Genomic DNA, 22,679 nt, shown 5'->3' on the forward strand with positions numbered 1-22,679 from the left:
TCCTTTCCCTCTTTTACTGCTCCTATTCCTTCGCGATGCTGGTTTTCCATGCAAATTTGATTGGCGCGAAGATGGAGATACCCCATTGTTGAGGCTTCAATGCATCCAGCGGGGTCATATGCCTGCGGACGGGAGGGGCATGGGCCATGGGGCATTCTGGGCATGATATCATGACCCGTTTGGTTGGACAGATGGAGGCAGCTTTTGCGATCCGAGGGAGGTTGCAGAACTTGCCGGACTGCGCCCGGCCGGAACGGTCTTTCGCCGACACGCCGTCAGTCTGGTTTTCGCAGCCAGTCCCGGGCGTGGACTGGCCTGTGCTTGAGCGGGAAGCCCGCGCGACCTTCGGGGATTTCGACATACTCTTGACGGTCTTTCAGTGCATGTTCTCGTTCAAAGAGCAGGTCGCGTTGCTCCTTGAGGACCTAAGGGGGCTGTCGCCCTCTGAAGAGAACATCAAACAGCTTGAGAGGCATAGGGCGGAAGCTGTCCACCATTTCCTGTCGAATATTTCCCGGGTCGCGCTGCGGGGGAGGGTCTATCCGGCGGAAGCCTCCCCGCTTTGGGGCGTGGGAGGTGGCTATAAGCGCAGCGCCGAATGCGTCTGCGGACCTTATGTGTATCACCTGAAGTATCGTGCTCAGGATGTCGCTCTGAGCCGGAATGACCTGGGAGACGATATGTCGATGGCGGCGGATTGTAGCTATTCAGGGTATACGCCGCGATTGCTCATTTTCGATGAGACACCTTCGCCTTTGCGAGATTGGTTGGAGAGTACGTGCCGCGGTCATGGCGGAGAGGTTTTTCTGGGTGAGGCGGCTTGGGCACATGTCATCGAGCAGGCCAGTCCGATCGTCCGGATTTGCATAGAGCGTTATTCTCGCGATCCACTGGCTCTGGTGGCGGCTGAGCAATCGGGCGCCGCTTGAATGCGGTTGGGTAAATCTCATCGAGGCCTTTGGTTCGGGGTTTGGTGCGATGGGTGTTCTTTTTTCCTTGCAAAACAGATGCTAGCTCATTGAGGTACGCGAACCGCATTGGAAAGACGGGCCGTATGGAAATAGAAAAAACAGGGCTTCCGGGTGTTTTGCTGCTCATTCCGCGCCGCTTTGGGGATGACCGGGGCTTTTTTGCGGAGACTTGGAGCCGTGCGCGCATGAAGGAGGCCGGTCTCGACATCGACTTTGTCCAAGACAACCATTCTTTTTCAACGCGCGCGGGCACCATCCGGGGGCTGCATTTCCAGGCACCTCCCCAAGCACAGGCAAAACTTGTGCGCTGTGGACGGGGCGCGCTTTTTGATGTTGCGGTGGACATCCGCCAAGGCAGCCCGAGCTATGGGCAATGGACCGGCGCGTTGCTCAGCGAAGACAACGGGCGGCAACTGTTGGTGCCCGCAGGCTTTGCTCATGGGTTTGCGACGCTCGTTCCCAATACGGAGATCGTCTACAAATGCTCTGCGCCCTATGCCCCGGAAACCGAAGGCGCTGTTCGGTGGGACGATCCGGATATCGGGATCCATTGGGGGGTTGAGGGCGATCCCATCCTTTCGGAAAAAGATACGCGCGCCCCTAGGCTTTCCGATCTCAACACCCCGTTTCGCTATGAGGTCTGAGCCATGAAGCTTCTTGTCACGGGAGGCGCGGGGTTTATTGGTTCGGCAGTCGTGCGACTGGCCATCGCTCGTAAGATAGAAGTGGTGAACCTTGATGCGCTGACCTACGCCGCTTGCCTCGACAATCTGGCCCCGGTGGCAGACAGCCCGCTTTATCATTTCGAGAAGGCTGACATCCGCGACCGTGCGGCGCTTGATGGTATTTTTGCCAAACACGCTCCTGACGCGGTGATGCATCTCGCGGCGGAAAGCCATGTTGATCGGTCCATTGATGGGCCGGGCGCATTTATCGACACCAATATCACCGGCACCTATACTTTGCTCGAAGCCGCGCGTGCGCATTGGCAGGAACGGGGATGCCCTGAGGCTTTCCGCTTTCACCATGTCTCAACCGATGAGGTTTATGGTTCGTTGCCTGAGGATCCACAGGTATTGTTCACGGAAGAGGCCGCCTATGACCCCCGCTCGCCCTATTCGGCCTCGAAGGCAGCATCTGATCACCTGGTCCGAGCCTGGCATCACACCTACGGTTTGCCGGTGGTGGTGAGCAACTGCTCAAACAACTACGGCCCCTACCATTTTCCGGAAAAACTGATCCCGGTGGTGATTTTAAACGCCCTGGCGGGCAAGCCGCTGCCGATCTATGGCACGGGTGCCAATGTGCGGGATTGGCTTTTTGTCGAAGATCACGCCGATGCGCTGCTGACAGTGTTGACCAAAGGAGAGATTGGGCGCAGCTACAATATTGGCGGGGAAAACGAATGCAGCAATCTGGAGCTGGTCGAACGCCTGTGTCGCATTCTGGACCGGCTGCGCCCACGCGCGGACGGGATCAGCTATGCCGAGCAAATCACCTTTGTCGCTGATCGCCCCGGCCACGATGCGCGCTATGCCATTGACCCGAGCCGTATACGTGATGAGTTGGGCTGGCGGCCGTCGGTAGCGCTTGAAAAAGGATTGGAGCGCACCGTGCAGTGGTATCTTGGCAATGAACCCTGGTGGCGTGCGCTGCAAGATCGGCAAGGTGTCGGTGAACGGCTGGGCGTGAAGGCGTGATGCTCGTCTTTGGCAAAACTGGTCAGGTGGCGACCGAGCTTCAGACCCACGCACCAAAGGCGCGTTTTTTATCGCGGACAGAGGCGGACCTGAGCGCCCCGGCAGCCTGTGCGGCTGCGATTAAGGCCCTAAAGCCTACGGCCGTGATCAATGCTGCGGGTTATACGGCGGTCGATGCTGCGGAAACGGAAGAGCGGCTGGCGCAGGTCATCAATGGCAACGCGCCGGGGGCCATGGCGCAAGCCTGTGCAGACCTTGGCATTCCCTTGGTCCATCTTTCTACGGATTATGTCTTTGACGGCGCGGGGCAGGTCCCGTGGAAGCCTGGTGATCCGACAGTGCCCTTGGGGGTCTATGGGCGCACCAAACTGGCCGGGGAAGAGGCGATCCGTGCCACCGGATGCCGGCATGTGATCTTGCGGACGTCTTGGGTGTTCTCCGCCCATGGCAGCAATTTTGTAAAAACCATGCTGAGGCTGTCGGGAAGCAGGAATGCGCTGTCCATCGTGGACGACCAGATTGGCGGTCCTACACCGGCCGCCGCGATTGCGCAAAGCTGTTTGCGCCTTGTCGAGGCTTTGCAAGGCGGACAGGGGGGTGGGACCTATCACTACGCCGGCAGTCCTGCGGTGTCGTGGAAATGTTTCGCGCGCGAAACATTTGCCGCAGCGCAACGCGATGTTGTGGTGAGGGGGATCCCCACATCCGAGTATCCGACAGCTGCGAGGCGGCCGTTGAACTCCAGGCTCGATTGCACTTCGTTGCAGGCTGATTTTGGTATAGGGATGCCGGAGTGGAAGCCCGCCCTTACTGAAGTCGTCAAGAAGTTGATCGCATGACCAAGCGCAAAGGCATCATTCTCGCAGGCGGCTCAGGTACCCGGCTCTATCCCATCACCATGGGTCTCAGCAAACAGCTGCTGCCTGTCTATAACAAGCCGATGATCTATTACCCCTTATCGGTATTGATGCTGGCGGGCATTCGAGAGATCGCCGTCATCACCACGCCTCACGATGCCGATCAGTTTCGCCGTACCTTGGGGGATGGGGCGCAATGGGGGCTTAAGCTGACGTACATCATACAGCCCAGTCCGGACGGACTCGCACAGGCATATATTCTTGCAGAAGACTTCCTCGCGGGCAGCCCTTCGGCGATGATCTTAGGTGACAATATTTACTATGGACATGATCTACCCAAGTTGATGGCCGCGGCGGACGCGCGGCCCATGGGCGGGACTGTGTTTGGCTACCGCGTGGCGGATCCCGAACGCTATGGTGTGGTGGCATTTGATGACCACGGCGAAGCGCGGCAGATCATCGAAAAGCCTGAGCATCCTCCCTCCAATTACGCGGTGACAGGGCTCTACTTTCTGGATGGCTTGGCACCTGCGCGTGCGGCGCAGCTCGAGCCCTCGGCGCGCGGCGAGTTAGAGATTACCTCGCTATTGCAAATGTATCTCGACGCCGGTGAGCTTGGCGTGCAGCAAATGGGACGCGGTTTTGCCTGGCTTGATACAGGCACGCATGGCTCGCTTCTGGACGCAGGGAACTTCGTCAGAACGTTGGAGCAGCGCCAAGGTCTGCAAATGGGGAGCCCAGATGAGATCGCCTTTGCAAAAGGCTGGATCAGCCGCGAGAGCTTACAAGAGCGAGCCGAGAAATTTTCCAAGAATGACTACGGGGACTACCTAAAAAGCCTTCTCGGCTAATTGTCTTCTTTAGCGTGGCTACCCGCTGCAGGAGGTGTAGGAGTGGTGGGTCGCTGACTTGGAGGGGAGGTGCATACTTTGCCCGAACCGCGCACAAGCGTACAGTAAGTTCAAATCGCGAGGAAGAACGGTATGAGCAATGTACTGGTCACTGGTGGGGCGGGTTATATTGGTTCGCACGCTTGTAAGGCATTGAAAGCGGCGGGCTTCACTCCCGTTACTTTCGACAATCTCGTGACCGGCTGGCGCGATGCGGTGAAATTTGGCCCTTTTGAGGAAGGTGATCTGCAGGATCGTGTGCGGCTTGATGAGGTTTTTGCGAAACATCAGCCCATCGCGGTGATGCATTTCGCCGCTCTTAGTCAAGTGGGAGAGAGCATGGCAGAGCCCGGCCTTTACTGGCGCAATAACGTATGCGGTTCTCTTACGTTGATTGAGGCGGCGGTTGCTGCGGGCTGTGATCGGTTCGTCTTTTCGTCGACCTGTGCGACCTATGGCGATCAAGATAACGTCGTGTTGGATGAAAACAGCGCTCAGTATCCGATCAACGCTTATGGCGCCTCGAAACGCGCGATTGAGGGTATTTTGCGCGATTTTGAAGCCGCCTATGGGCTACAACATGTTATTTTTCGCTATTTTAACGTGGCGGGGGCGGACCCTGAGGGGGAGGTGGGCGAGTTCCATCGCCCAGAGACGCATCTAATCCCACTGATGCTAGACGCGATTGCCGGCAAACGCGCGGCATTGACCGTGTTTGGGGATGACTATGACACGCCTGACGGCACCTGCATTCGTGACTATGTACATGTCTGCGATCTGGTTGATGCCCATGTTTTGGGTTTGAGATGGCTGCAGGATGATAAGGGTAGCCGGGTGTTCAACCTTGGCACTGGCAGCGGCTTTTCGGTACGCGAAGTGCTCGACCATAGCCGCGCTGTGACCAATCAATCGGTGCCCCATGAGATCGGTGCGCGCCGCCCGGGAGATTGCACCAAGCTCGTGTCAGGTTCTTCTCGGGCCGAGGAAGAGTTGGGCTGGACGCCGAAGCGCTCGACTTTGGATAAGATTATTGCCGATGCTTGGAGGTGGCACCAGAGCGGTCACTATGATGCTTAAGCTCGGTAGTGCAGTCAGACCCGATCTGATAATTTTTGCAATGGCTTGAGTTGAACTCTTCTCGAAGAAGGCTTTGGATGATGCCGAGAATGTGCCGTTCTATGGAGCGATTTAAAGAGTGAATCTCAGATATGCTTATTCGGAGTTTTTAGCTTGAATTTCGGAATTCAGGTTGGAGTATTGCCTTTTCGCCAGAACGGCTTGAGGTGTCTTGCGAACTCTATCAATAAAGGCTGAATGTGGGGCTTTTTGCTGTCTTAGCAGTCTGAATATCCGTCGCCATCGGCGGGATCGATGCGCAAATGGGTGACGCGCCCCGGCGTGCCGCAGACCTGGATGAGCCAAGTTTGGCTATAGCCCTGCCAACCGCTTCCCAAAAGTTCTTGGAGATAACGGTCTACGCCACCTGCGCGCACCAGATCGGGGATCATGGCGCGCAGGGCGGGGTTGCTAAAGTAAGGGTCTGTTTCATCTCCCGCGTGACGCAGGCCGAAACGATGGAAGTTTGCGCGGTCTTGCTGGATGACGGCGCCAACGCTTTTGAGGGGCGCGCCTTTGGAGTTGTAAAAATCTTCCCTGCCGATTGTGGTGTAATAGGCCGCGAGATTGGGGTCGGCAGAAACGGCTTGTGCGGTGATCAAAGCAATCGCAGGTACCACATATCGAAGCTTATGTCCTGCGGCGTGAAATGCGGCAATATAAAGGCGCATGGCGGTATCCTCGAGTAAAAGATGCTAAATCAACCGATACTGTCGCGACTTAGAAAACACACCGAAGCGACTCGCGCAGCCTCGCCATCATAGCATATTGTGGTGCTTTACTCTCGTTCTAAGCTCGCGGCCCCGCTGTCTAGCGGCACTTTCTTTGGAGGGCTGGAAAAAGGCCTTTAGGAAGCTGTTGATTGATCTATGGTTATTGGGAATACCGCATGACCTAACCCCTCTATCTGAAGGATGTTTTCATGACCCATGTTGTTCACCCGATTTTGCTTGCGGGCGGCTCTGGCACTCGGCTGTGGCCGCTGTCCCGGAAGAGCTATCCTAAGCAATTTGCGGAACTCATGGGAGAGATGAGCTTGTTTCAAGCTTCGGCTAAACGGCTTTCGGGGAAAGGCTTTGCACCGCCTATCGTGCTGACCGGGGCAGATTTTCGATTTGTGGCGACCGAACAGTTGGCGGCTGTGGAAATTGCGCCTGCTGGTATTCTCATCGAGCCTGAGGGACGCAATACGGCCCCCGCTATTCTTGCGGCAGCTTTGAGCTTGGCGGCACGCGCGCCTGAGGCGCTAATGCTGGTGGCCCCTTCGGATCATGTCATTCCTGACGCAGCGGCGTTCCGCGCCGCGGTACAGGCGGCAACTGCGGTGGCGCAAGAAGGTGGGCTTGTCACCTTTGGTATCCGCCCTGATCGTGCTGAAACCGGCTATGGCTGGTTGGAAATGAGCCAGGCGCCTGGCGCAGACTTCGCGCCGACACCTCAACCGCTCAAGAGTTTTGTGGAAAAGCCGGACAAAGCCGCGGCTGAAGCCATGTTGGCGGATGGACGACACCTGTGGAATGCGGGGATTTTTCTGTTTTCGGTGGAAGCGATCATTGCAGCCTTTGAAGCTCACGCTCCAGCCATGTTGCAGCAGGTCCGTGCTGCTGTTGAGGGCGCTGAAGAAGACCTGGGCTTTACGCGGCTTGATCCCGAGGCCTGGCGCAAGGTTGAAGACATCTCGATCGACTACGCGGTGATGGAAAAAGCCGACAATCTCAATGTGGTGCCCTATGCGAATGGATGGTCGGATCTAGGCGGCTGGGATGCCGTTTGGCGGGAAGCTGGGCCTGATGAGACAGGCGTGGTGGTAACGGAAGCGGCGACAGCGATTGATTGTCATGATACATTGCTGCGCGCCGAAGACAGTCAACAACAGCTAGTAGGCATTGGTTTGCAAGACATCATTGCGGTCGCGATGCCTGACGCGGTTCTCGTGGCGCATAAAGACCGGGCTCAAGACGTGAAGAAGGCCGTGGCAGCCCTCAAAGCAAAAGGGGCTGCTCAAGCGGAAACTCTGCCGCGGGATTACCGTCCTTGGGGGTGGTTCGAAAGTCTGGTGGTGGGATCGCGGTTTCAAGTTAAACGCATCGTTGTCCATCCGGGCGCCGCACTCAGTCTGCAAAGCCATCATCACCGATCAGAGCATTGGATTGTCGTGGAAGGCACGGCCCGTGTGACCATCGACAAAGAGGTGCAGCTCGTGAGCGAGAACCAGTCGGTTTACATTCCTCTAGGGGCGGTCCACCGAATGGAGAACCCCGGCAAAGTCCCCATGGTACTGATTGAGGTGCAAACCGGCAGCTACCTTGGGGAAGATGATATCATCCGCTACGAGGACGTTTATGCGCGCGGGCAGGGGGCGAAAGGGTAATCCGGAATCTTCCTCTATAACGTCGGGCACGGATGGCATTAATCCGAATGCAACTTAAGGGCGTCCGGCGTATCACCTGTGGCGCTTAATCTATGTAGGTGCCAGTGGCTGCTGAAGACCTGAAGGGTTCTTCCATTGTGTTCGTCGATCAGCGCAGCCACACACTTGGAAAAACTTGACCGGTTTTGGATATTGCAGGACCCTTCCTTCGTACCGCTCACTTGGAGGCGGCAGGTGCCTTAATTTAGGGTTTGAAGGGGCTTAGTCTCGGCTCATTCAATCTATAGGGTGTGGCATGACTTCAATGTATTCCAAGGCCTGTGGAGGTTGGAGAGTTGCTTGATCCTATTCGCTCGGAGGTGTTGATCGGCGCATTGCGCCGGTGCTCGGAGCTTAGTGAGCAGTCGGGGGCGATAGAACGGGTTGCGTCTGGATCGGCCCCGCTTTTTTCGGAGCCGGCTGATGCGACTGTGAAGCTGGTGTGCGTCTCCGACAACGGCCCGTCCTATTTTGTCACGGTTTCAGGAGACGGGAATCCGGATTTGGTGGCCCGTGCAACGCGTAATATCCAACAGATAAGACGGCTCTTATCGGAACGTGCAGCAGAGCCTGTTCTGGAGCCTTTGGAGACTGGCGTCGTTTTGGGCCGTTCTTTTGCGGTATGGCCGATGCTTCCGGCCTTCCCCCAAGGCCGGGTGCCACGATATTTGGCCAAGCGACTTATCCGCCCCGACATGCTTGACTGGATTTCGGAGGTTTATGACGAGACCCATACCTGCGCGAACGCAGCTGAGAGACAGGTAATTGCGGCTAATTTGACGAAGCTGATCGAGGATCGGCACCATCCAGATCGTTTGAGAAAGGCCGCAGAGCGCGCAGCAGAGCGACTGGAGGCGGAGCAATGGGCGCCGTTTCACTGTGTGCAGCATTCAGACCTTTGGCTGGGCAATGTAATGTTGGCCCCCGCCGGTTCTTCGCGATCTTTCTGCGTTATTGATTGGGCAGGGGCCAGTTGTAAGGGGTACCCGTTTTTTGATCTCTTCCGGTTTGCTCTTAGCGCCAACCTGTCTCATCGATTGGTGAAGGCCCGCGTAAAACGCCAACTTGGCCAACAAGGGGCAGATCCTGTGGATGGCGTATCCCATGTGCTTTGTGCTGTGGGTGATATGCAAGCGCAGCTCGAGTTTTTCCCTGAAGAGTTGTTTCGCCGGATGGCAGTGGAAACCACCGATTTTGCTCTGAAGGTATGCAGGTGAGTTTTATGAGAGCGAGATGTGAGCGCGCATTTGTCTTGGAAGGGATTGTGTTCTCCAGGTCGGAGACCGGATGATGGCGCAAGGCGATGTTTTTTCCCCTACTGTTATGTACATCAATCCGCACGCTTTGGCTCTGCATACTTTAGAGCCCCATCTGAAGTGGGTGGTCTGGTCGGCCGAAAATTTGCCGCGCTTTGCGAATAGATATTTCATTTTTCGATTGAAGGGCTTTTTGGCACGCAAAGGTGTCTTCAGGGGAAATTGGGACCTTAAAAGTCGGCCTTTTGTCGAGCGAGACGAGTTCCTGCTTATGGCAGACCTCTATGAAAGCTTGCCGGATTTTCGGCAGTCAGCCTGGTACAAGCGTGCCAAGCAGATGATCACCACAACCGGACGGTTCTCTCATAAAGATTGTCTGGCGCACGATCTGGTGGAGCTTGACCAAGTGTTTGAAGGATACCTGGTTCATCTTCTGTTGACGATGAAGTCAGAGGGTTACCGTCAAAGAGAGGGAGCAGATTACCCCGAAGCGATGATCGGGCGCGATGGCACGCTTATCAAGACGGCACATGGCACGCATCGTCTATGTGCCGCAAAGATAGTAGGTGCGCCGGGGCTGTTCCCGGTGAAGGTGGTGGGTGTACACCGCGAATGGCTTTCGATGTTGTTGGCAGGCAGCAATGGCAACCAATCTGAGGTGGTTTCAGACGCGCTGAGAGAGATTGAGCAAAGGTATCGGGCTGGGGCTGAAATCATCCCCCTACGCCGTTTTGTATGAGATCCCACACCTCAGTGCGGTGCAGCCAAACTGCGGCGCCGCCGAACGCGACCATAAGGCTCAAGAACACCATATCATGAAGGCCGTCCCAAGCGTGGTGTGTGCGGGCAATCCAGATGTTTGCTGGCAAGGCCAACACCTGCGCCGCAGCCTGCCCTCCAATTGCTCCTGCCATACCAAAGAAATAGGTGCCCAAGAGCATCAGGGAGAGCATCAAAGAAGCCTTAATAAGAGTTACCACGAAGAATTGGCGGGAGTTTCCGCTGGCTAAAGCGGCGTGGTTGTAGGTCAGCCCAACCGCTAAGGGCATCTGGGCACAGGCGACCAAAACAAGTATCACGCCAGAAGGTGCGTAGCGCGCATCATAGAGAAAATCGACGAGGAGGGGGCCCAGAAGGCTCAACAGGATCAGGAGGGCGAACAAGCCCGATGTGACCGCAAATCTAAGTTTTCTGATCTTGGCGAAATTTTGGAGCGAGGCGCCGGGAGGATGTTCACGGTATAGCGGGATCAGGACTTTGCTGGAGACCTTTGCTGCGAGCATGATGGGGAAGCTCGCTAGGAAAAAGCCGATGCTATATATGCCAAGTGCTTCTGCAGTTAGAAACTTTCCCAAGATGATCTTGTCGCCTTGGGCCACGATGAAGCCGCAGATGGTGCTTAAAAAGATCCATTTACCGAAGGATATGAGTTCTGCCGCTGCCTTTGTGTCCCAGCGAAGACGGTTCTTGTGGCCGGGCAAGCCGAACTGCATCACGATGAGCAACACGAAGCTACCTGCAAGGCTCCCCCAAACAAGCGCCCATACTGATTGCAGCTGCCAAGCGAGCGCCAAGGTAATCAAAAGCCCGCATGCCTGTCCGGCAAGATCGAACTGTGTGACCCGTCCGACTTGCAGGTGACGGTGCGCGGTGGCGATACGGGTGGGCATCAACCCTGCCGCAATGAGTTCCAACCCGGCGATCGGCAAGATGGTGGCTAGCAAAGGTTCATTGAAGAAGTTTGCGACTGGCCAAGCTATCGCACAGGTGAGCCCCCACAGGATGACACCTCGCGCGACTTGAAGCGTCCAGGCCGTGTCGAGAAAAAGCGGATCATCCCCTCTATGGTCTTTCTGTATCCAAGGGCGGATGCCCAAGTCCGAAAACATTTTCATGCCGACGATGAAGACGGTCACCAGCGTCATAAGGCCGAAGGCTTCGGGAAAAAGTAGCCGGGTCAGAATAAGATTGCCGAGCAGTCTTAGGCCTTGAGAGGCCAAGGCTCCGAGCCCAATCCAGCTTGAGCTGCGCAGTACACGCGTAATGATGGACTGGCTCTTCATGTCTGAATCTTGCAGTGCCATGCGCAGAACGCTCCTCGTTCAATGTATTAGGAGTATCGCCAGTTTGGGTTGCCGTAAATCATGGTGAGGATGTTGCTCCGAGGTTTGAAGCATTGGCGGTTACGGCGGCACGATAGGGCTGTGTGAGCTCTGTTTGAACTAGGAGCACTGCCTGTAAGGTGGGTCACTCCCCGCCGGTTCTCACAGCTTTGGTTGATGCGGTTCTGCTTTGAAGCCCATTTGGGCTTGGTCGGTTGTAGGAACGGGTGGCGCGGGATCGCCCATGCAAATCGCAAGCTCGGCCACCCGCGTGGGGGTTCTGGCGCGAAAGCAAGCTTCTTAACGTTTGGCGCGGGGATAAGTTCCCTTTTAAACCTCATTTACCTCTCAAGAAGCGTCTGTTGTGGCTTTACGGACAGGGTCCTTGGAAATATAGAGAGGGTATTGGGTAAAGGGGTAGTCTTATGATCCGAACTATTTTGATCAGCAACTATATTCAGGTGCAAGGTGCCTTTGTTCGTTCTTTAGGGGATGGCAATATTGTCGTTTGTACGGGGAACGGAGAGTATGCAGGCCGTCCAATTCAAGGGGATGCCAAACCCGCTTCACATGAAGTGCTTGCAGTCGCCTAAGATCCCAATGTGGGCGCAAGCTCGCATGTCGCCGGTGGAGAGGTTATGCATCAACGGCGGCTCTGCTCTTTTGTAAGGGGAGCATCCTGCAAGGGAAATTGCAGATAGTATGAGGATAAATTTCACATATTAAGTTCCGTTGAGGTTTATTTAAAGTTCGAGGATTCTTGATTTAGGGTTCTGGAGCTTTACGAGCTTATTGTTTGGCCATTCAAGGCATGGATGCCCTGACTGGAGCGTGCAGAGGACGATGAAGCATTATCATCAGGTAGCCAGCTGTGTTCCAAAATTTGCTCTCACTGAGGAAGTTAGGTTTGGGCGAAAATACACTTAGATCAAAAGTATGCATACCCGCAGGTCAGGGCGTATCCATTCTTTTTCGTTCAGGAAAAAGCAATAGGGTGCCGAAACGTTCGCGTTTGACCCACGGTGATATGCCTTTGGACCCGGAGGTGCTCTCTGAGGTCCTTGGCTGCCTCGAAGATATGCAACTGCCAGTTATCGCCAGTAGGCCGCGTTTGGCGGAAAGCGTCATGTCAGATGCAGCACTGATCATCCGGGCATTGGCGGAAAAAGCTGATATCGACATATAATTAAGGGATGCTGTCCCCCTGGGCACAGTCTTGGCTTGATTTCTTTTGTCCTAGGGGCGTTCATATGCCGTTATGGGATAGTGGCCGCAGTATGGCAGGCCCGCTCGTCACGGGGGAAGTCGGATGGCGCGAATAACATGGAAAGAGCCGGACCGGATGCGGGGGCCAAGGCTCTGGTTGCTCCGACCAATTTGCTGGATGGTTGGCCATGGAATTTATCAAAAAGACGGTGAAAGCTGGTTAGAGGCCAAGCTTGAGTGTCCTAGATGCGGTCGAACGTTTCGTAGATAGGAAGTTTGGTGGAAGTATATTTGAAGTCGCTTGAACAATGTATAGAAGCGGGTAATTGGCCCGCCGCCTTGTGTCTTGCTCTGAGCTTGCCGGATATGGCTGGCACTGTTGAAAACCCCAATGGCGAGCCACGCCAAAGATATATGGATTGGTTCAACGATTGGATCGGGCCTAAATACCGAACCCAGCTTCTAATGGGCCAGCAGACATTTTTGTCCGGAGCTGACTGTTATGGGTTGAGGTGTGCCGTGCTCTATCAGGGGCAAGATGCTTCTGAAGCGCGTCACCGCCATAACGTAAACATCTTCGAGCGCTTTAGGTTTACAATCAGTAAAGCAGATCACTGCGTTCGTAAAAGCCACAACTTTCACCTGAATGCCGAACGCTTCTGTCGCGACCTCATGGAGGGGTGTGAGGCTTGGCTGAAGAGCGCGCGAAGAGACCCGGAGAAAGCCGCGGTTTTAGGTCGCACTTTAAAAATTGAGAGTGCATGATGTGGAATGGAGCAAGGGGGCTATAATTTTTTGTAAAGCACTGACCTGCCTCTAAAATCTGGACCGTTTGAAACCAAGGTTTCCGATCAAGTTTTTATAGTTGGTAGAGGGGTGCAAGCGCATAAAGTATCAAAGTTCCGCGCACCTCGCGAGGTTCAACCTGCTCGCGCGACTGTTGCAACTACACAACGATAGGACCCCTTAAGCTCGATTGCCTCAGTTAAGCATTGCTCCGTCGTCCCCTGCATTGAGATCCGCCATTGTTTCGGCAAGCTATACACCGCAGTTTTTCCAGCAGAGCTGAGGCGCGAATCTCATACGAGTAACCTGCGCCATATCGACCTGTGTTTCTTTAAGTCCAATATTCATCAGTGGCTTATGGGTAAAAGAGGTTTCGACCAGGACAATGCGATCTCCTTTGGCCATCATCGGTATTTGATCTCGACGACTACCATTTTTGAAGTCTTTGCTCTTTAGTTTTGAAAGACCCTGTCCATCAGACGCTTCAGAGAAAACGACTTTCAGAGTTCGCCTAGCTGTATTCTGGCATTTCCGAGTGCAGCTTATCTGAGTAATTCGTACGCCAATAGAGCTCCCGCGCCCCGTCAGTCTGCCTGCAATAGATTGGAGGCCTTCAAGATAGGTCTCATCGATGGGAAACGTTTGCCGGGAAATAGCATCTGCGATCACCGCGGTTGCGTCATTCGCAACGGCCCTAACGCGGAATGCATCGGTAAAGGACAACATTGAAACGATTGCCCACACAAGCAACGGTGCTGCTAAAACTAGCTCAACAGACTGACTTCCTTCTTCACTTCTGAAAAATTGTAGTATCTTTTTCGGAAAACAACTCATCCTTGGGGCTCCGTCACAAAAGCGGTCGTAATCCTTACACCATATTCACCATCCGAATTTTCGGGTAGTTTGCGGCCTAGACCTGTTCCTGGAAGAAGTGGGTCAAACAATCGGCACACGCGAACAAGCATGAGATCGTTTTGCTGGCCTGGAATGAAGTTGTTTGCAGGGTCGAAGTCTTCTTCACGATCAACGCAAGGAACAACGCCGGAGATGTTTCTCCATTGAGGGACCGGCATCGCTTGCATCTGAATCCGTAAGGAATCTAAGCATCCTGCACTGAAGAATGACTTATCGCAAATCATTGCCTTCATCTCTTCGTAGCTTGGGGGGTTGGCTGAGCTAAGCCTCACTTCTCGCGCTACGATGTTTGTCGCGCGGCGGAGCATAATTTCCCGCGCGCTCCAAAGCCCGGTTTCAAGAGCCATGAAGAATAGGTATAAAACAATAGGTACGAGAATTACGAACTCAATGGTTACCGCGCCGCTTTCAGATGATCTGAACTGATTTGGATTGAATTTTATCATTTAGTCAGCCTCAGCATAGAGATAGAAGAGGCAATCATTTCGAAAGCCGTCTGGAGCTCCATTCCTTCGACATCGAAGTAGTGAGCCTCTGTAGAGGCGCATCCTTTAAGAAGTTCCAACGAGTCTTCCTCTTCGACCTCCATACCAATGGTATAGGTAACAATTCCTGCGGCTCGGGCCGTCGCGCAAATGTCGCGTAGGCGGTCATCTTTTTCGTCTGCGCTCACAGTTTCGATCATACTATTCCAAAAGTTATTCCTCTCAGTGTTTCTATCCCGCCAGTAATTCTCTTGCTCCCCAATAAAGTTGTAAGAGAAATAGTCGGGTGACATTTCGTTCCATATTTCAGGCCATGTCATTTTTTTCTTATCAAGGCTTTGACGATAGCTTTCTGAGAGACCGGTATGCTCATTGAGAAGCATATTGGACCATAGTCTACCTTGCCATAGGTATTTATGATTATAAGGCGTGGGGTAGGGGGGGTAGAAATAATCTTCTCCGTAGGGATAGCTCCCATCATGCGCGCCAGCCCTCTCCTCAGAGACGACATTGTAGTATGGGCCATCTCCGTTTGCTGCAGTAAATTTGAAGACATTGGACTCTCCAGATGCGTATCTATCGCGCACGCGATATTCTGTTTGGTTTTCGCCATCTGTCATGATTACCAGAACCTTCATGTTGTTTTGGGCTCTATGTGGGTGTGGCCTTCCTCTGAATGCTGGATTGATCTTACCTTCGGTTACGAGGGCACTTACTGGTCCTTGAGCAGATTCATCTAGCAACGCGAGGGCCCATTTGACGCCTACATCGATCGAAGTTGAACCTTCCGGGGTAAGGCTGTTTATCTGCGCCTTGAGGTCAGTTGCGGAGCTAGATAGGGGGGTGATCTCAAAGCCCTGATCTATACGACATGCCCACTGGCCCTCAGAAGGGTCGTATATATCTGTACCTTGGAACTGAAAGTGCGCCGAGCGCTGCAGGAGGCTGTTTGGATAGATTGATAGGCTGCGGAAGTCGTCTTCTTCAAAATCTACACAGTGAGAATAGTCGTGCTCTGTGGTGGTATTATAATAATCGAGCAAGTCCGCCCCTGCATTAACCTTGGTAGAGTAGGGAATGATCGAGATAGAGACTCTGCCCTCTTCCGCTTCACTTAGGACTTCGTCTACAAAGCCCGACGCCGCTTGCTTTAATGCGTTAATCTTCCGGCTGCGGCCGTCTGAAGTTGGCCAATCCATAGACCCTGATACATCTAGGGCAAGAGAGATCTCGATATCTTCAACGCGCTCAACCGCTCGAGATTCAATCTTCATTTCGAGCGCGTCGTAATCGAAGTATCTGAAGAAATAGGTGCGCACGTCATCATCCATAGATGCGTAGACAGTACGCCCAACGACAATTCCTCCGATCTGCTCAATATCAGTCTCAACATTGATGGTAGACGTATCTACACCGGAAGATGCCATATAACTTAGGACGACATCCTCGGAATCCATATCCTGCGATAAGCTCGCTGCAGCTAGTACTGCGTTATCGAGGTGAGTCTGAAGGTAAGTTCTGGTGCGCTCATGGTTTGCTAGGTCTACAGCGAGCCCTCCTGCCACGATCATACATACGAACAGCATCAGCGCGAGAATCATAATGCCGCCGTCTTCATCTTTCTTGAAATTGCAAATCTTCTTATAGAACCAGCGCGGTGCATCGTTGTGCATTAAAAAGTCTCTTTCGGCGGTGGCGGTAGAGAGTGTCACTCACCCACATACTCGTCATTGGTAGAAAATGGTTGCTCTTCTAGTAGATGAGGAAAGGGACTGTAGCTCGATAAAACTGTGTCGATTTATTGTTTCTTTCTAGTCCTTTGGATTGCTGGCCTGCCACATAAATTTCCCTCTACCGTTGATGTGGGCACCGCCTACGTGTGAGATGGCGGCTCTCTGCATTGGGTTTGAAGGTTTCATCGATCCAGCAGGTAGAACGGCGATCCATGCGTCAATTGAGCTACTCCCCATCTCTTGGACAGGATCTGGCGTAAATTAAGCTACTCGTTGCACCTGCTGATCGGGTTGGTTGATATCATTTCTTTGCCAGTAGACCAGCGCCGGAGGCTGGCCGCCCAGGGCTGAATGCGGGCGCTGGTGGTTGTAGAAGCTCATCCATTTCCGGATGGCTGCCTTCGTCTCTGATCCTGTCTCCCAAGCATGCAGGTAAACGCACTCGTATTTCAGGGTGCGCCACAGCTTCTCGATAAAGATGTTATCGAGGAAACGGCCCTTCCCATCCATCGAGATCCGCACGCTGGACCGGCGGAGCCGATCCGTCCAGGCGAAGGACGTGAACTGGGAACCCTGATCCGTGTTCATGATCTCTGGCGGCCCAAACTTGAGGATGGCCTCGTTCAGCGCCTCGACGCAGAAGTCGGCCTCCAACGTGTTCGAGATCCGCCAGGACAGAACCTTGCGGGTGTGCCAGTCCATGATCGCCACGAGGTATAGGAAGCCGCGCCGCATGGGCAGGTAGGTGATGTCCGAGCACCAGACCTGGTTCGGACGATCCACGCGCAGCCCTCTGAGCAGGTAGGGATAGGTCTTGTGGCCCTTCGCCGGCCTGCTTGTGTTGGGCTTCTGGTAAATCGGCATGAGCCCCATCAGGCGCATCAGCCGCCGGATGCGCTTCTCGTTCACCAGATGGCCGTCGTTGCGCAGGTGCCAGGTCATTTGCCGGACGCCGAAGAACGGGGTCTCCAGGAACTGCTCGTCGATCTGCCGCATCAGGCCGAGGTTCTGCTCAGACTCGCCCTTCGGCTCGTAGTAATAGGACGAGCGCGCGATCGACAGCAGCTTGCACTGCTGGCCGATCGACAGGTCCGGGTGGTCAGGCTCGATCATGCCGCGCCTCACTTCCCGCCCCAAGGCTTCAGCTTTCGTTCCAAAAAAGAGTTGGCTACCGCCAGCTCCCCGATCTTGGCGTGGAGCTCCTTCACCTGCTCCTCGTCAATCTCCGGCTTCTTGCGACTCCCGCGCTCGAACACACCGGACGCGCCTTCGAGCAGGGCTCGCTTCCATTGATGGATCATCGTCGGATGAACCCCGAACCGGCTCGCCAGCTCGGCCGCCGTCTCTTCACCCTTCAGGGCTTCCAGCGCGACCTTCGCCTTGAACTCAGGCGCGTGCTGTTTCCGTTTTGACATCTCTGATCTCCTTCTCGTCGAAGATCAGCAGACTGCAAATCGTAGCTTATGTCAGTGTCCGAATTTCCGGGGGTAGCTCATTTTACTTTTGACCCTGCCAGTTGGACACCAAGGTGGCAGTTCTATGCCCCTTGGTCGCCCTTCGCTGCATTGCTGGGGGTGATCATGGTTCTCTTTGCGCTAGAGGAGCAGGATCGCAAGTGGATGCTAGCTGGGGTGGGTGCCGGGGTGTTGATGATCTTGGCCTCAAAATCACGCATGGGACTTGTGGGCTTGGTGGCCTGTACGATTGGGCCGCGCATGCTGCCTTTAATCCTTAAGGGGTGGGCATGGCATGTCACCGCTGCTTTAACAGCTTCACTTGCCGTTTTCGGTACGGCCCTTCTGACTTTGGGCCAAGATGCGGTGGCTACCTTCAAAGGTGCGCGGGCCGATAGCACGCGGGTGCGTGAGACATTGCAGCGCATTGCTTACGAGCGGTGGCAAAACGAAGCGGTTTGGTTCGGCCATGGGACCATCCATCCAGGATCTCATGCGGTGGAGTATATGCCCATTGGCAGCCATCATACTTGGTATGGGCTTCTTTTTGTTAAAGGGCTTATTGGCTTTGGCGCGCTTTTGGTCCCGATGGTTTGGCACACATGCTTTGCGATGCTCGACGCGGCACGGCATTCGAGAGGCCGGCTGCCGATGGGTATTTTGATGACAATGGTTTTGCTGTCGTTTGGGGAAAATATTGAGATTGAAGCTTATATGCTTTGGCCTGGGCTTATCCTTTTAGGGGTGCATTTGCGCGAGGTGGCAGAAGGGGGCCCCAGTCCATCGTGAGCTATCTCGTTACTGCGCAGCGATCTAGCGGCGGCCCGTCGCCCGGCATGGCATCAGAACCACCTTAGTCGAACGGTCTTGGGAACGCCCTGGAGCTGCGGCTGTTTTGAACAGAGAAGCATTTGAAAGCGGCGCGGATATGATTGCTGCCGTTGCATTTGAGTACTCACGAACATACGATCTATAGGAGTTACACCTAGTGAGCTGTTGCGAAACGCCGATCTCCCGGTGTTGTTCTCTCGATAAGTATTCTCACACAAGCGCATCGTACCAAGCACCTGCTAATCTACCAACAAAACGGAAAATGCTATGTACACCAAAATCATGATCCCCATTGATTTGAGACATATTGAACAGATGACAAAAGCCCTCCAGGTGGCCGCTGATATCGGCAGGCTTTATGGCGCCGAAGCCCATATTCTAGGGGTGGGACAAACTGTTCCAAGCCAAGTTGCACGTACACCTAAAGAGTTTGCCGATAAGCTTTCGGCCTTCGCGTTAAGAAGCACCGAGGTCTACGGTTTCGCTTTCGAGTCCCATGCTGAGATTAGTCACGACCCGTCGGTTGATCTCGATAATGTCCTAGCGCGTGCCGCGAAAGCCATTGGTGCCGATCTTATTGTTATGGCGAGCCACACTCCCGGCCTTGCTGAACATATTTTCTCTTCAAATGCAGGGTATCTTGCTTCGCATTCTGATATATCAGTGCTGGTTGTGCGCTAAGTTACTGCACCTTGATGTTAATCCAAAGCAATCTCTCCCGCTGCACGCTGAAGAGCTGAAAGGTTATCGCAAAGCATTGTGCGACCATTGTTTTCTAGCCGAATAAGACCATCCCGTCGCAGCGCGGTCATTTGTCGGCTTACGGTTTCAAGGGATAAGCCGAGATAGGTTGCGATGGTATCACGTGTGAGCGGCAAGGTGCAGCGCAAAGGAGAACACCGCGGCCGAATGCGTTGAAATAAAAGTGAAAGGAAGTGTGCCACTTTTTCGCGGGCGGTCTTACGGCCTAATAGTAGCATCCAGCTGCGCGCATTCTCAAGGTCATTCAATGTCATGTCTAAAAGACGAGATGAAACATTCTTAGAAGAGCCCAAAAAGTTTCTAAATATTACTGGATCGAAAGTACAGAAAGTTACATTACTGATAGCAGTTATTTCATAAGATGCGGTCTTATGCCCAGGCTTCCCGACAAAATCAGCTGGTAGGAGCATACCCACCATTTGTACGCGTCCATCTGCAAGGGATCGCGTGAGAGACGCGGAACCTTTCACGATAGAACCGACGAAAGGCAGGCTACCTCCTTCCATTGCGATGGTCTCACCTGCACCCCATGTCTGATAGCGCTTGATGCGACTGATACGGAGTAGCTCGTCATCGCCAATTTTGGCGCAGATCCCGTCGTCACGGGCTGGGCAGGTCTGACAAGTGAGGGGGAAATCTTCGTGGATGCTCATAGCATGAGCCGCAATTCTCTTCTCGCCTGCATAAGTCACCATAAAGGTTGAATAAATATCGATCTATGAGCCGAACTAATGCTATCCAAGTATACCGGTGATAGCAATGGCCCGACAACCCGCTTGGCCCGACATCGTCGTTCCCGAGTGTGGGAAAAAATGGGGAGCACAAAAGCCACTGATTAGTATGCTGGAATGCCGAAAGGCAGGAGCTCTAAAGTTAATGTTCACAGGTCGAAGATCGAAATCTGTTCACGGCCGACCTGATCCAGCACCTTCGACGCGGCCTCAATACGCCGGAACAAGCGCTGGCCTTCGTGTCGCACTAACAGTGCATTTCCGAGTTTCCTTCGGCCTTCAAAGGGTCACGTTCGCTGAAATAGCTACTCCAAATCGCGCACACAGCGAATGACCATATTCCGTCCTTTCTGTGGAAGCGCGATCTTTTGCGAGCGTAGAATATCAAATCAGTAACTCGCTGAGGCCCTTCGACCCGCAGTAAAGATCGGGCCGCACAAATGTCAGCAACTTTCAATGTCTACGAGCGCTAAGTGTAAACTTAACTCGCCGTTACTCTCCTCGCGTTTCGACCTTCGCGCCGCTCGCTCGGGCTCTGAGCGCTTGGCGTAGCGTTAGTGCCGTTCACATGCCCTTAACGTCGCGCGTCTCGGAGGCAGTAGTATCTCGGGCTACTTTGAACAAAGATCACGTCGGAGTGTGTGTCCCGAAATGGCTAAACTTCGACTGGCTCAGAAATTCACTAATCTGATCGGCGATGAGCCTTCGGTCATAATCTAATGTTGCGACGTGGTAAGATCGCTCTAACCAGATGAGACGGATCTCGCTCGACCCCACCGATGTGACAATGCGAGGCGCATTTTTTGGGTCTACAACGTTATCGCGGCGCGATTGCTGTATTAAGATGGGCTGTCGTATCATTGGCAGCAGCGCGCCGGTGGCGTTGGTCAAGAGAAAGCGCTCTTTCAGCGTTACTTTGGGAATGCGGTCATAGCAGACCTCAGCCATACCGGGTTCGGCAATATCGGACCCGATTCCGGCGATAAGACGGGTCCCTTTCATTTCGTATAGCGGCGCGACCACCTCAGGACGATAGAGGCCAGTTGAGCCATTAATGCTAACCACGCCGTGTATTTTCTCTGGGAGCCGAGCCGCGAGGTTGAGCGACAGCGTCGCCCCCAACGAAAGGCCGCCAACGATCACCTGCGTGCAGCGTGACCCCAGGGTTTCGAGAGCCGCTTCGGCGGAGGCCACCCAGTCGGCTTGCCCTGTCTTTGCTAAGACCGCAGGGGTTTCACCATGACCCGCCAGCAGCGGGCAATATACGGTAGCACCGCTCGTCGCGTGAACCTGATGAGCGACCTCTCGTACGCTTTGCGGCGTGCTGGTGAAGCCATGGAAGAACAGGAAACCGGTATTGCTCCCTTCGAGAAGAAAAGGCTGCGCTTCTGGCAGGTCGAAGGGTGCAATCGGTATTTGTTCCATAGGCACATAAAATCGCGCTATGGGGCGGTGACGCAAATAGACTTGCGGTATCGTGCGATAACCGAACGCGATCAGCCCAAGGGCGGGAAGTAATTACGGAACTGGCGCAGCAGCCCGGTATCCGCCTTGAGGCTCCAGGCCATGGAGATTGTTGCCTCTGCGTCGAACCCGGCAATCGGCGCCAATGTTAAGGCGGCGGGCAGGCTGTCGGCCATGCTCATTGGAAAAAACGTCATACCGCGGCGCTCGGCCACGCGTTGCAAGATCACCTGTACGTCCCAAGCCTCATCTACCACCATAGGGTCGAGGTTGGCCTGATCACATGCGCTGTCCAAGAGGGCGCGCCAGGAGCGCCAGTTTTCCCGCAGTCCCATGACAAAGGGCGTGCTTTCCAAATCCTTGACTTCTGAGGGCTCCTCACCGGCGGGAGCGACCACACCGATGCGGGAGCGCCAGACCGGCATCTGGTCTATTCCCGGCGCGCCGACGGTGGGATGAGAGAGTAGAAAACCGAGGTCGATCTGGCCAGACTTCAAGTTTTTCAGCATGTTATCGGTAGACATTACATGCATTTCGACTTGGACACCCGGCACACTGCGATGAAACGCATCCAGCGCTTCAGAGATTTGCCGCGAGGTGGCAAGGGCGGAGTAGCCGACGATGATATGCCCGCGTGCGCCAGCAGCATTTCTGCGCGAGGCGCGGATCGTGCGCTCGAACTGCGCGACCGTCTGGCGCGCATCTTCAAGAAAAACCGCGCCTTCGGGGGTGGACACAACGCGCGGGCCGCTGCGGTCAAAAATGCGAAACCCCAGATCGGTTTCCGTGTCTTTTACAGCTTTCGAAATCGCGGGCTGCGCGATATTGAGCGTCTCTGCGGCGGCGCGGAACCCGCTGGCATCGGCCACGGCCAGCGCATAGCGCAGATGCCTAAGGTCGAGCCGCGTGGGCTTAATGCTGTCGTCCATGCGCCTCATCCTGGTTGATCGCGCTTCGTTATCACTCGATCAACCATCGCTATTTGTCAACTGCCCCCCGAGCGGTGAGGT

General features: G+C 54.4%; 22 protein-coding genes and 1 pseudogene. 14 read left to right on the top strand and 9 right to left on the bottom strand.

Translation table 11 applies throughout. The features are described 5' to 3' along the window. The first annotated feature begins 170 nt into the window (after positions 1 to 170). From ACGYLO_RS20370 to galE, 6 genes are all read left to right on the top strand, one after another. The gene (locus ACGYLO_RS20370) at positions 171 to 929 is read left to right on the top strand and encodes a hypothetical protein (RefSeq protein WP_394377276.1); all 759 of its coding nucleotides are present in this window, start codon (positions 171 to 173) and stop codon (positions 927 to 929) included. A 125-nt stretch (positions 930 to 1,054) separates the two neighbouring features. Next, entirely contained in the window at positions 1,055 to 1,615 is a 561-nt protein-coding gene (gene rfbC / locus ACGYLO_RS20375) for a dTDP-4-dehydrorhamnose 3,5-epimerase (RefSeq protein WP_394377328.1), read from the top strand. Positions 1,616 to 1,618: 3 nt separating this feature from the next. Then, a complete protein-coding gene (gene rfbB, locus ACGYLO_RS20380; RefSeq protein WP_394377277.1) occupies positions 1,619 to 2,671 on the top strand; it encodes a dTDP-glucose 4,6-dehydratase in 1,053 nt (350 codons plus the stop codon). Continuing rightward, on the top strand, positions 2,668 to 3,510 hold the full coding sequence (gene rfbD, locus ACGYLO_RS20385) for a dTDP-4-dehydrorhamnose reductase (RefSeq protein WP_394377278.1): 843 nt from the start codon (positions 2,668 to 2,670) through the stop codon (positions 3,508 to 3,510). Before rfbB ends, rfbD begins: the two co-directional genes overlap by 4 nt. Next, complete coding sequence (gene rfbA, locus ACGYLO_RS20390) at positions 3,507 to 4,379, top strand: glucose-1-phosphate thymidylyltransferase RfbA (protein WP_394377279.1); 873 nt, start codon at positions 3,507 to 3,509, stop codon at positions 4,377 to 4,379. The genes rfbD and rfbA overlap by 4 nt, the downstream gene beginning before the upstream one ends. A gap of 132 nt (positions 4,380 to 4,511) precedes the next feature. Beyond that, complete coding sequence (gene galE, locus ACGYLO_RS20395) at positions 4,512 to 5,495, top strand: UDP-glucose 4-epimerase GalE (protein WP_394377280.1); 984 nt, start codon at positions 4,512 to 4,514, stop codon at positions 5,493 to 5,495. Positions 5,496 to 5,752: 257 nt separating this feature from the next. Here galE and ACGYLO_RS20400 read toward each other — a convergent pair whose 3' ends face one another. Then, complete coding sequence (locus tag ACGYLO_RS20400; protein WP_394377281.1) at positions 5,753 to 6,205, bottom strand: hypothetical protein; 453 nt, start codon at positions 6,203 to 6,205, stop codon at positions 5,753 to 5,755. A 251-nt stretch (positions 6,206 to 6,456) separates the two neighbouring features. Between ACGYLO_RS20400 and ACGYLO_RS20405 the strand changes: the two genes are divergently transcribed. The 3 genes from ACGYLO_RS20405 to ACGYLO_RS20415 all read left to right on the top strand — a co-directional run bounded on the left by ACGYLO_RS20405 (position 6,457) and on the right by ACGYLO_RS20415 (position 9,939). Then, positions 6,457 to 7,905, top strand: a complete 1,449-nt coding sequence (locus tag ACGYLO_RS20405) for a mannose-1-phosphate guanylyltransferase/mannose-6-phosphate isomerase (RefSeq protein WP_394377282.1) — start codon at positions 6,457 to 6,459, stop codon at positions 7,903 to 7,905. A 335-nt stretch (positions 7,906 to 8,240) separates the two neighbouring features. Beyond that, entirely contained in the window at positions 8,241 to 9,161 is a 921-nt protein-coding gene (locus tag ACGYLO_RS20410) for an aminoglycoside phosphotransferase family protein (RefSeq protein ID WP_394377283.1), read from the top strand. Between the two features lie 70 nt (positions 9,162 to 9,231). Beyond that, positions 9,232 to 9,939 (top strand): hypothetical protein, encoded by a 708-nt coding sequence (locus ACGYLO_RS20415; RefSeq protein WP_394377284.1) that lies wholly within the window; start codon positions 9,232 to 9,234, stop codon positions 9,937 to 9,939. On the opposite strand, the gene ACGYLO_RS20420 is transcribed toward ACGYLO_RS20415, so the two are convergent. After that, positions 9,914 to 11,284: an oligosaccharide flippase family protein gene (locus tag ACGYLO_RS20420; protein ID WP_394377285.1), complete on the bottom strand. Its 1,371-nt coding sequence runs from the start codon at positions 11,282 to 11,284 to the stop codon at positions 9,914 to 9,916. The two genes, ACGYLO_RS20415 and ACGYLO_RS20420, sit on opposite strands and share 26 nt — an antisense overlap. Before the next feature lie 443 nt (positions 11,285 to 11,727). On the opposite strand from ACGYLO_RS20420, the gene ACGYLO_RS20425 reads away from it, so the two are divergent. From ACGYLO_RS20425 to ACGYLO_RS20435, 3 genes are all read left to right on the top strand, one after another. After that, the gene (locus ACGYLO_RS20425) at positions 11,728 to 11,895 is read left to right on the top strand and encodes a hypothetical protein (RefSeq protein WP_276154775.1); all 168 of its coding nucleotides are present in this window, start codon (positions 11,728 to 11,730) and stop codon (positions 11,893 to 11,895) included. 314 nt (positions 11,896 to 12,209) lie between these two features. Then, a complete protein-coding gene (locus tag ACGYLO_RS20430; protein WP_394377286.1) occupies positions 12,210 to 12,488 on the top strand; it encodes a hypothetical protein in 279 nt (92 codons plus the stop codon). A gap of 299 nt (positions 12,489 to 12,787) precedes the next feature. After that, positions 12,788 to 13,273, top strand: coding sequence for a hypothetical protein (locus tag ACGYLO_RS20435; protein WP_394377287.1), 486 nt, complete (start codon positions 12,788 to 12,790; stop codon positions 13,271 to 13,273). A 273-nt stretch (positions 13,274 to 13,546) separates the two neighbouring features. Here ACGYLO_RS20435 and ACGYLO_RS20440 read toward each other — a convergent pair whose 3' ends face one another. From ACGYLO_RS20440 to ACGYLO_RS20455, 4 genes are all read right to left on the bottom strand, one after another. Beyond that, complete coding sequence (locus ACGYLO_RS20440) at positions 13,547 to 14,128, bottom strand: TadE/TadG family type IV pilus assembly protein (protein WP_394377288.1); 582 nt, start codon at positions 14,126 to 14,128, stop codon at positions 13,547 to 13,549. Continuing rightward, the gene (locus tag ACGYLO_RS20445) at positions 14,125 to 14,655 is read right to left on the bottom strand and encodes a TadE/TadG family type IV pilus assembly protein (RefSeq protein WP_394377289.1); all 531 of its coding nucleotides are present in this window, start codon (positions 14,653 to 14,655) and stop codon (positions 14,125 to 14,127) included. The genes ACGYLO_RS20440 and ACGYLO_RS20445 overlap by 4 nt, the downstream gene beginning before the upstream one ends. Continuing rightward, positions 14,652 to 16,367 carry a pilus assembly protein TadG-related protein gene (locus tag ACGYLO_RS20450; RefSeq protein WP_394377290.1) on the bottom strand — a complete coding sequence of 572 codons (1,716 nt, stop codon included), beginning with the start codon at positions 16,365 to 16,367 and terminating at the stop codon, positions 14,652 to 14,654. Before ACGYLO_RS20450 ends, ACGYLO_RS20445 begins: the two co-directional genes overlap by 4 nt. A 321-nt stretch (positions 16,368 to 16,688) precedes the next feature. Further along, positions 16,689 to 17,842, bottom strand: a protein-coding gene (locus ACGYLO_RS20455) for an IS3 family transposase (protein ID WP_394377291.1) whose coding sequence is annotated in 2 segments (ribosomal slippage) — positions 16,689 to 17,590 and positions 17,590 to 17,842 — 1,155 coding nt in all. Because the reading frame shifts where the segments join, the coding sequence is not laid out codon by codon here. A 72-nt stretch (positions 17,843 to 17,914) separates the two neighbouring features. Here ACGYLO_RS20455 and ACGYLO_RS20460 point away from each other — a divergent pair. Together ACGYLO_RS20460 and ACGYLO_RS20465 are read left to right on the top strand one after the other, a co-directional pair. Next, positions 17,915 to 18,670, top strand: a pseudogene (locus ACGYLO_RS20460) (O-antigen ligase domain-containing protein); the annotation flags it as partial. Positions 18,671 to 18,979: 309 nt separating this feature from the next. Continuing rightward, a complete protein-coding gene (locus ACGYLO_RS20465; protein WP_394377292.1) occupies positions 18,980 to 19,393 on the top strand; it encodes a universal stress protein in 414 nt (137 codons plus the stop codon). A gap of 17 nt (positions 19,394 to 19,410) precedes the next feature. Here ACGYLO_RS20465 and ACGYLO_RS20470 read toward each other — a convergent pair whose 3' ends face one another. The 3 genes from ACGYLO_RS20470 to ACGYLO_RS20480 all read right to left on the bottom strand — a co-directional run bounded on the left by ACGYLO_RS20470 (position 19,411) and on the right by ACGYLO_RS20480 (position 22,598). After that, positions 19,411 to 20,127, bottom strand: a complete 717-nt coding sequence (locus tag ACGYLO_RS20470) for a Crp/Fnr family transcriptional regulator (protein WP_394377293.1) — start codon at positions 20,125 to 20,127, stop codon at positions 19,411 to 19,413. Positions 20,128 to 20,832: 705 nt separating this feature from the next. Then, entirely contained in the window at positions 20,833 to 21,630 is a 798-nt protein-coding gene (locus ACGYLO_RS20475; protein WP_394377294.1) for an alpha/beta hydrolase, read from the bottom strand. 71 nt (positions 21,631 to 21,701) lie between these two features. Continuing rightward, positions 21,702 to 22,598 carry a LysR family transcriptional regulator gene (locus ACGYLO_RS20480; protein ID WP_394377295.1) on the bottom strand — a complete coding sequence of 299 codons (897 nt, stop codon included), beginning with the start codon at positions 22,596 to 22,598 and terminating at the stop codon, positions 21,702 to 21,704. Between the last annotated feature and the right edge of the window lie 81 nt (positions 22,599 to 22,679).

Origin of the sequence: Sulfitobacter sp. 1A13353 (assembly GCF_043557255.1) — a bacterium.
In the GTDB taxonomy this organism is placed as follows: Bacteria; Pseudomonadota; Alphaproteobacteria; order Rhodobacterales; family Rhodobacteraceae; genus Sulfitobacter; species Sulfitobacter faviae.